Origin of the sequence: Streptomyces sp. NPDC058375, from assembly GCF_042723425.1 — a bacterium.
GTDB classification, from domain to species: domain Bacteria; phylum Actinomycetota; class Actinomycetes; order Streptomycetales; family Streptomycetaceae; genus Streptomyces; species Streptomyces durocortorensis.
Genome location: NZ_JBHXJG010000299.1, coordinates 1 through 8,038 on the forward strand (window position 1 = coordinate 1; position 8,038 = coordinate 8,038).

Consider the following 8,038-nt stretch of genomic DNA (forward strand, 5'->3'; position numbering starts at 1 on the left):
GGGTTCGCCCTCGGCGGCGACCCCGTCAGGGCCCTGGTGTTCCTGGTGATGTTCGCGCTGCTCGCCGTCGCGCACTCGCCCCTGATCTTCCCGAGGCCGGTGCCCGCCGCCGAGGCCGCGCGCCGCAGCGCGGCCGACGGCCGCCCGGTCGTCTACTGGCGGCCGGGCTGCACCTACTGCCTGCGGCTCCGCCTCCGGCTGGGCCGTAACGCCTCACGGCTGTACTGGGTGAACATCTGGAGCGATCCGGCGGGAGCGGCCGTGGTGCGGGCCGCCACCGGCGGGGACGAGACCGTGCCGACCGTCGTCGTCGCGGACCGGCCGCACGTCAACCCGGCCCCCGCGTGGGTACGCGCACAGCTGCCGCCCCGCGCGTGATCGCCCCGGGGGGGCGTCCCAGGCGTGATCGTTCCGGGCGTGGAACAGTCCTGCAACTGAGTACCCCTACGGATGGCATAGATCCACAGGACTGGGCAGGCTGAACGCATGAGCGCTTCTCGTACGGCTGTCCGCCCCGTGCCCTTCGACCCCGCCCAGCGCCGCATGGCCCTCGGCATGCTCCTCGGCAGCGCCGTCGGGCTCGTCTGGCTCGGCGCGATGCTCTACACACTGACCGGCTGGATCTTCTAGACCTGTCCGGGGGCCTCGGCTACCGCACCGCCGCCACCCGGAACCGCAGCCCCGCCGCCGTCAGCCGCTCCAGCAGCGCGTCGCCCATGGCCACCGCCGTGGTGACCTGCCCGGAGGTCTCCGGCAGCTCGTCCAGGGCCAGGCACACCGCCGACTCGGCGAGGATCTTCGCCGTCTCGCCGTAGCCCGGGTCGCCGCCGGACACCTCGGTGAAGACGCGCCGCCCGCCGCCCTCACCGATGAAGCGGACGGTGAACCAGCTCCGCTCGCGGCGCTCCTCGTCCGGCCCCTGCCCCGGCTCGTAACGCCCCATCAGCCACTCCCGTACGCCTTCCACCTGCGCGGCCGCGACCAGCCCGCCGATCGCCACCGGGGCGCCCAGGGCCATCGGGAGCGTCTTGACCGAGGCGAAGTGCCGGTAGCGGAAGTCGGGGCCGTACTGCTCCAGGGCCCGCGCCGAGCGGCCCACGATCGTCGGGTCCACCGTCAGCAGCGGCAGCGCCCAGGTGCCGGTCTCCCCGCTGAAGTGCGGGGAGCCCACCGGGGTGCGGACCCGCCGGCCCACCAGACGCGGCTCGTGCAGCCGGCGCTCCCGGGCGGCGGCCAGCATCTGCGGGCCCCGGCCCATCGCGGTCAGCGCCGAGGCGAACGTCCCGCCGGAGAACACCGCGTTGGTGCGGACGAAGCCGTCGACGGCCAGGGGGACGTCGTCGGGCAGCTGCTTGACGGTGAAGTACGCCCCCAGGTCGTGCGGGACGGAGTCGAAGCCGCAGGCGTGCACGATCCGCGCCCCCGTCTCACGGGCCCGGGCGTCGTGCTCCAGATACATCCGGTCGATGAACTCCGCCTCGCCCGTGAGGTCCGCGTAGTCCGTCCCGGCCTCCACGCAGGCGGCGACGAGCTTCTCGCCGTACCGCAGGTACGGCCCCACGGTCGTGGCCACCACCCGGGTGGAGGCGGCCAGTTCGGCCAGCGCCTCGGCGTCGTCCGCGTCGGTCTCCAGGAGTTGGATGTCCGCGCGGGCCGGGGCGATGTCCGTGAGCCGCTCGCGCAGCTTCTCCAGCTTGGTCCGGCTGCGCCCGGCCAGTGCCCAGCGGAGACCGGCGGGGGCGTGGGCCGCCAGGTACTCGGCCGTGAGCGTCCCCACGAAGCCGGTGGCGCCGAAGAGGACCACGTCCAAGGGGCGTGTCGCGTCGTTCTGCCTGTTCACGAGTACCTCCGGCTGGGGGGACGGGTGCCGACGTGGCAGGCAGAGGGTAGCGGAGAGCGCCGTGGCGGCGTGCGGCCGGGCGGGCCGGATGCGAGAGGATCGGAGGAAAGAGCTAAGCGCTTGCTCGGCCCGAGGGGTTGTGCGGAGCCGGGGACGTTCTTAGCATCACAGGTGTTACATCGGTTGTGTCACACCCCTGGGGGCTCACAGATGGCGAAAGGCCCAACACCCGGGCACGGTCCGCTGACCGGTGTCCGGGTCGTCGAGCTGGCGGGCATCGGCCCCGGACCGTTCGCCGCGATGCTGCTGGCGGACCTCGGAGCCGACGTCGTCCGCGTCGACCGGCCCGGGGGTGCGGGGCTGGGCATCGACCCGGCGTCCGACCTCACCAACCGCAACAAGCGCTCCGTCCTCCTGGATCTCAAGAGCGACGAAGGACCGGCCCGCGTCCTGGACCTCGTCGAACGCGCCGACATCCTCATCGAGGGCTACCGCCCCGGCGTCGCCGAACGCCTCGGCGTGGGGCCCGACGCCTGCCTCGCCCGCAACCCGAAGCTCGTCTACGGCCGGATGACCGGCTGGGGCCAGGACGGGCCACTCGCCGACCGCGCGGGCCACGACATCGCCTACATCGCGCTCACCGGCACCCTGTCCATGATCGGCAAGCCGGACGAACCGCCCACCGTCCCCGCCAACCTGGTCGGCGACTACGCGGGCGGCTCGCTCTACCTCGTCGTCGGAGTCCTCGCCGCCCTCCAGCACGCCCGTACGCCGGGCGGCTCGGGGCAGGTGGTGGACGCGGCGATCGTCGACGGCGCCGCCCACCTCGCCACGATGATCCACGGGATGCTGGCGGCCGGGAGCTGGCAGGACCGGCGCGGCGCGAACCTCCTCGACGGCGGCTGCCCGTTCTACGGCACCTACGCCACCTCGGACGGCGGCCACATGGCGGTCGGCCCGCTGGAAAGCCAGTTCTACGCGGAGTTCGTCCGGCTCCTCGGCATCGCGGACGCCTTTCCCGACCGGTGGGACCTCGCCCGCTGGGACGAGCTGCGCGCCGCCGTCACCGAACGCTTCCTGACCCGTACGCGCGCCGAGTGGACCGAGGTCTTCGCCGGCACCGACGCCTGTGTGGCCCCCGTCCTCTCGCTCACCGAGGCCCCGCACCACCCGCACCTCGCCGCCCGCTCCACCTTCGTCGAGCACGGCGGCCTCACCCAGCCCGCCCCCGCCCCGCGCTTCTCGGCCACCCCCGTCTCCGTACGCGCCGGGCCCGCGCTGCCCGGCGCGGACACCGAGGCCGTCGCGGCCGACTGGGACGTACCGGGGCTCCGGCCCGCCCCCCGAGACTAGGAGACCCCGTGCAACGCCAGATCTTCACCGAGGAACACGACGCGTTCCGCGAGACCGTCCGGGCCTTCCTGGCCAAGGAGGTCCTCCCGCACTACGAGCAGTGGGAGCAGGACGGCATCGTCTCCCGCGAGGCGTGGCTCGCCGCCGGGCGCGCGGGGCTGCTGGGCCTGGCCGTCCCCGAGGAGTACGGGGGCGGCGGCAGCGACGACTTCCGCTACAGCGCGGTCCTCGCCGAGGAGTTCACCCGCGCCGGGGCCGCCGGGCTCGCGATCGGCCTGCACAACGACATCATCGGCCCCTACCTCACGGGCCTGGCCACCGACGAGCAGAAGCGCCGCTGGCTCCCCGGCTTCTGCTCCGGCGAGACCATCACCGCGATCGCCATGACCGAGCCGGGCGCGGGCTCGGACCTCCAGGCGATCCGTACGACGGCCGAGGACAAGGGCGACCACTGGCTGCTCAACGGCTCGAAGACGTTCATCTCCAACGGCATCCTCGCCGACCTGGTGATCGTCGTCGCCAAGACCACCCCCGACGGCGGCGCGAAAGGGCTCTCCCTCATCGTCGTCGAGCGCGGCGCGGAGGGCTTCGAGCGCGGCCGCAACCTCGACAAGATCGGCCAGAAGTCGCAGGACACCGCGGAGTTGTTCTTCAACGACGTCCGCGTCCCCAAGGAGAACCTGCTCGGCGAACTCGACGGCGCGTTCATCCACCTGATGACCAACCTGGCCCAGGAGCGCATGGGCATAGCGGTCGCCGGGATCGCCGCCGCCGAACATCTGCTGGAGATCACCACGCAGTACGTCAAGGAGCGCGAGGCCTTCGGGCGGCCGCTCTCCAAGCTCCAGCACATCCGGTTCGAGATCGCGGAGATGGCCACCGAGTGTGCCGTCACCCGGACCTTCCTGGACCGGTGCATCGTCGATCACTCGGACGGGACGCTGGACGCCGTCCACGCCTCGATGGCCAAGTGGTGGGCCACCGAACTGCAGAAGCGAGTCGCCGACCGCTGTCTCCAACTCCACGGCGGCTACGGCTACATGAGCGAGTACAAGGTGGCCAAGGCGTTCACCGACGGCCGTATCCAGACCATCTACGGCGGCACGACCGAGATCATGAAGGAGATCATCGGCCGTTCGCTGCTCGCCTGACGACCTCCTCGATCTCTTCTCGACCACCCTCGAAAGGCAGCTGTCTTGAGTACCGAAGCATTCGTCTACGACGCGATCCGCACCCCGCGCGGCCGTGGCAAGGCCAACGGAGCCCTGCACGGCACCAAGCCGATCGACCTGGTCGTCGGCCTCATCCACGAGATCCGGGGCCGCTTCCCGGACCTGGACCCCGCCGCCATCGACGACATCGTCCTCGGCGTGGTCAGCCCGCTCGGCGACCAGGGCTCCGACATCGCCCGGATCGCCGCCATCGCGGCCGGCCTGCCCGACTCCGTCGCGGGCGTCCAGGAGAACCGCTTCTGTGCCTCGGGCCTGGAAGCCGTCAACCTGGCCGCCGCCAAGGTCCGTTCGGGCTGGGAGGACCTCGTCCTCGCCGGGGGCGTCGAGTCGATGTCCCGGGTGCCGATGGGCTCCGACGGCGGGGCGTGGGCGATGGACCCGATGACCAGCTTCGAGACCGGCTTCGCCCCGCAGGGCATCGGCGCCGACCTCATCGCCACCGTCGAGGGCTTCAGCCGCCGCGACGTGGACGAGTACGCAGCCCTCTCCCAGGAACGCGCCGCCGCGGCCTGGAAGGACGGACGCTTCGCCCGCTCCGTCGTCCCGGTCAAGGACCGCAACGGCCTGATCGTCCTCGACCACGACGAGCACCTGCGCCCCGGCACCACCGCCGACTCCCTCGCCGGCCTCAAGCCGTCCTTCGCGGGCATCGGCGAGATGGGCGGCTTCGACGCGGTGGCGCTCCAGAAGTACCACTGGGTCGAGAAGATCGACCACGTCCACCACGCGGGCAACTCCTCCGGCATCGTGGACGGCGCGGCCCTCGTCGCCATCGGCTCCAAGGAGGTCGGCGAGCGCTACGGCCTCACCCCGCGCGCCCGGATCGTCTCCGCCGCCGTCTCCGGCTCCGAGCCCACCATCATGCTCACCGGCCCCGCTCCGGCCACCCGCAAGGCCCTCGCCAAGGCCGGGCTCACCATCGACGACATCGACCTCGTCGAGATCAACGAGGCCTTCGCCGGGGTCGTCCTGCGCTTCGTCAAGGACATGGGCCTCTCCCTGGACAAGGTCAACGTCAACGGCGGCGCGATCGCGCTCGGCCACCCGCTCGGCGCCACCGGCGCGATGATCCTCGGCACCGTCATCGACGAACTGGAGCGCCGCGACCAGCGGTTCGGCCTGGTCACCCTCTGCGTCGGCGGCGGCATGGGCGTCGCGACCATCGTCGAACGCATCTGACCTCCAGGGCCTGTCGTCAAACTGCCGCCTGCCGCGCGACGCCTGGCACGCACGCTCGCGGCGTTGCCGAAATGCCCTGGTAGCTCCGCTACAAGACCATTCCAGCGCCTTGCGATCGCACGCACCAGACGCCGCGCGGCCGCCCTCCGGGCGACGACGGCAGTTTGACGACAGGCCCTGGCCGGCCCCACCTGCTTACGGAGAAGACACCGACATGACCGAGAGCACCACCATCCGCTGGGAACAGGACGAGACCGGCGTCGTCACCCTCGTCCTCGACGACCCGAACCAGTCCGCGAACACGATGAACCAGGCCTTCAAGGACTCCATCGCGGCCATCGCCGACCGCGCCGAGGCCGAGAAGGACTCCATCCGCGGCATCATCTACACCTCCGCCAAGAAGACCTTCTTCGCGGGCGGCGACCTCAAGGACATGATCAAGGTCGGCCCCGAGAACGCCCAGGCCGCCTTCGACACCGGCACCGCCATCAAGCGCTCGCTGCGCCGCATCGAGACCCTCGGCAAGCCCGTCGTCGCCGCCATCAACGGAGCGGCCCTCGGCGGCGGTTACGAGATCGCGCTCGCCTCCCACCACCGCGTCGCCCTCGACGCCCCCGGCTCCCGCATCGGCCTGCCCGAGGTCACCCTCGGGCTGCTCCCGGCGGGCGGCGGCGTCACCCGGACCGTACGCCTCATGGGCATCGCCGACGCGCTGCTCAAGGTGCTCCTCCAGGGCACCCAGTACGCGCCGCAGCGGGCGCTGGAGAACGGCCTCGTCCACGAAGTCGCCGCCACCCGCGAGGAGATGATCGAGAAGGCCCGCGCTTTCATCGACGCCAACCCCGAGTCCCAGCAGCCCTGGGACGTCAAGGGCTACAAGATCCCCGGCGGCACCCCGTCCAACCCCAAGTTCGCCGCCAACCTCCCCGCGTTCCCGGCCAACTTGAAGAAGCAGCTCGCGGGCGCGCCCATGCCCGCGCCGCGCAACATCCTCGCGGCGGCCGTCGAGGGCTCCCAGGTCGACTTCGAGACCGCGCTGACCATCGAGGCCCGGTACTTCACCGAGCTGGTCACCGGCCAGGTCTCCAAGAACATGATCCAGGCGTTCTTCTTCGACCTCCAGGCCGTCAACTCCGGTGCCAACCGCCCCAAGGACGTCCCGGAGCGCCCCGTCCGCAAGGTCGCCGTCCTCGGCGCGGGCATGATGGGCGCGGGCATCGCCTACTCCTGTGCCAAGGCCGGCATCGACGTCGTCCTCAAGGACGTCTCCACCGAGGCTGCGGCCAAGGGCAAGGCGTATAGCGAGAGGCTGCTCGCCAAGGCGCTCTCCCGGGGCCGTACGACGGAGGCGAAGCGCGACGAACTGCTGGCCCGTATCACCCCGACCGGCGACGCGGCCGACCTCGCGGGCTGCGACGCGGTGATCGAGGCCGTCTTCGAGGACACCGCCCTCAAGCACAAGGTGTTCCAGGAGATCCAGGACGTCATCGAGCCCGACGCCCTGCTCTGCTCCAACACCTCCACCCTCCCCATCACGGTCCTCGCCGAGGGAGCGTCCCGCCCTGTCGACTTCATCGGCCTGCACTTTTTCTCACCGGTCGACAAGATGCCGCTGGTCGAGATCATCAAGGGCGAGCGCACCGGCGACGAGGCGCTGGCCCGCGCCTTCGACCTCGTACGGCGCATCAAGAAGACGCCGATCGTCGTCAACGACTCGCGCGGCTTCTTCACCTCGCGCGTCATCGGCCAGTTCATCAACGAGGGTGTGGCGATGGTCGGGGAGGGCGTCGAGCCCGCCTCCATCGAGCAGGCGGCCGCCCAGTCCGGCTACCCGGCCAAGGTCCTCTCCCTGATGGACGAGCTGACCCTGACCCTGCCCCGTAAGATCCGCAACGAGACCAAGCGCGCGGTCGAGGAGGCCGGTGGCACCTGGCCCGGCCACCCCTCCGACGCGGTCATCGACCGCATGGTCGACGAGTTCGGCCGCACGGGGCGCAGCGGGGGAGCGGGCTTCTACGACTACGACGAGGACGGCAAGCGCGCCGGTCTCTGGCCGGGCCTGCGCGAGCACTTCACCACCAGGTCCGACGCGGACGTCCCCTTCGAGGACATGAAGGAGCGGATGCTCTTCTCCGAGGCCCTGGACAGCGTCCGCTGCCTGGAGGAGAACGTCCTCATCTCCGTCGCCGACGCCAACATCGGCTCCATCATGGGCATCGGCTTCCCGCCGTGGACCGGCGGCGTCCTCCAGTACATCAACGGGTACGAGGGCGGCCTGCCGGGATTCGTCGCCCGCGCCCGGGAGTTGGCCGAGCGCTACGGCGACCGCTTCCTTCCGCCCGCACTGCTGGTGGAGAAGGCGGAGAAGGGTGAGACCTTCCACGACTGACCCCTCGACAGGGCCTGCTGCGGGCCGCGTTCACCCTCACTCGGC

7 protein-coding genes are annotated in these 8,038 nt (G+C 71.3%); 6 read left to right on the plus strand and 1 reads right to left on the minus strand.

Annotated elements, in window-relative coordinates:
- A partial coding sequence (locus ACFWM7_RS31270) for a glutaredoxin domain-containing protein (RefSeq protein WP_383267038.1) occupies positions 1-378 on the plus strand: 378 nt, incomplete at its 5' end.
- 108 nt (positions 379-486) lie between these two features.
- On the plus strand, positions 487-630 hold the full coding sequence (mmpA, locus tag ACFWM7_RS31275) for a morphogenic membrane protein MmpA (protein WP_383267041.1): 144 nt from the start codon (positions 487-489) through the stop codon (positions 628-630).
- Between the two features lie 19 nt (positions 631-649).
- Here mmpA and ACFWM7_RS31280 read toward each other — a convergent pair whose 3' ends face one another.
- Positions 650-1,840, minus strand: coding sequence for a saccharopine dehydrogenase family protein (locus ACFWM7_RS31280; RefSeq protein WP_383267044.1), 1,191 nt, complete (start codon positions 1,838-1,840; stop codon positions 650-652).
- Positions 1,841-2,050: 210 nt separating this feature from the next.
- Here ACFWM7_RS31280 and ACFWM7_RS31285 point away from each other — a divergent pair, with 210 nt between their 5' ends.
- The 4 genes from ACFWM7_RS31285 to ACFWM7_RS31300 all read left to right on the plus strand — a co-directional run bounded on the left by ACFWM7_RS31285 (position 2,051) and on the right by ACFWM7_RS31300 (position 7,993).
- Entirely contained in the window at positions 2,051-3,193 is a 1,143-nt protein-coding gene (locus ACFWM7_RS31285) for a CaiB/BaiF CoA transferase family protein (protein ID WP_383267046.1), read from the plus strand.
- Positions 3,194-3,201: 8 nt separating this feature from the next.
- Entirely contained in the window at positions 3,202-4,344 is a 1,143-nt protein-coding gene (locus tag ACFWM7_RS31290; protein ID WP_383267048.1) for an acyl-CoA dehydrogenase family protein, read from the plus strand.
- A gap of 45 nt (positions 4,345-4,389) precedes the next feature.
- On the plus strand, positions 4,390-5,604 hold the full coding sequence (locus ACFWM7_RS31295; protein WP_383267049.1) for an acetyl-CoA C-acetyltransferase: 1,215 nt from the start codon (positions 4,390-4,392) through the stop codon (positions 5,602-5,604).
- Positions 5,605-5,818: 214 nt separating this feature from the next.
- A complete protein-coding gene (locus tag ACFWM7_RS31300) occupies positions 5,819-7,993 on the plus strand; it encodes a 3-hydroxyacyl-CoA dehydrogenase NAD-binding domain-containing protein (protein ID WP_383267052.1) in 2,175 nt (724 codons plus the stop codon).
- Positions 7,994-8,038 lie beyond the last annotated feature (45 nt).

Coding starts and splice junctions, on each gene's coding strand:
- mmpA (WP_383267041.1), top strand. CDS start 487: ATGAGCGCTTCTCGTACGGCTGTCCGCCCCGTGCCCTTCGACCCCGCC.
- ACFWM7_RS31285 (WP_383267046.1), top strand. CDS start 2,051: ATGGCGAAAGGCCCAACACCCGGGCACGGTCCGCTGACCGGTGTCCGG.
- ACFWM7_RS31300 (WP_383267052.1), top strand. CDS start 5,819: ATGACCGAGAGCACCACCATCCGCTGGGAACAGGACGAGACCGGCGTC.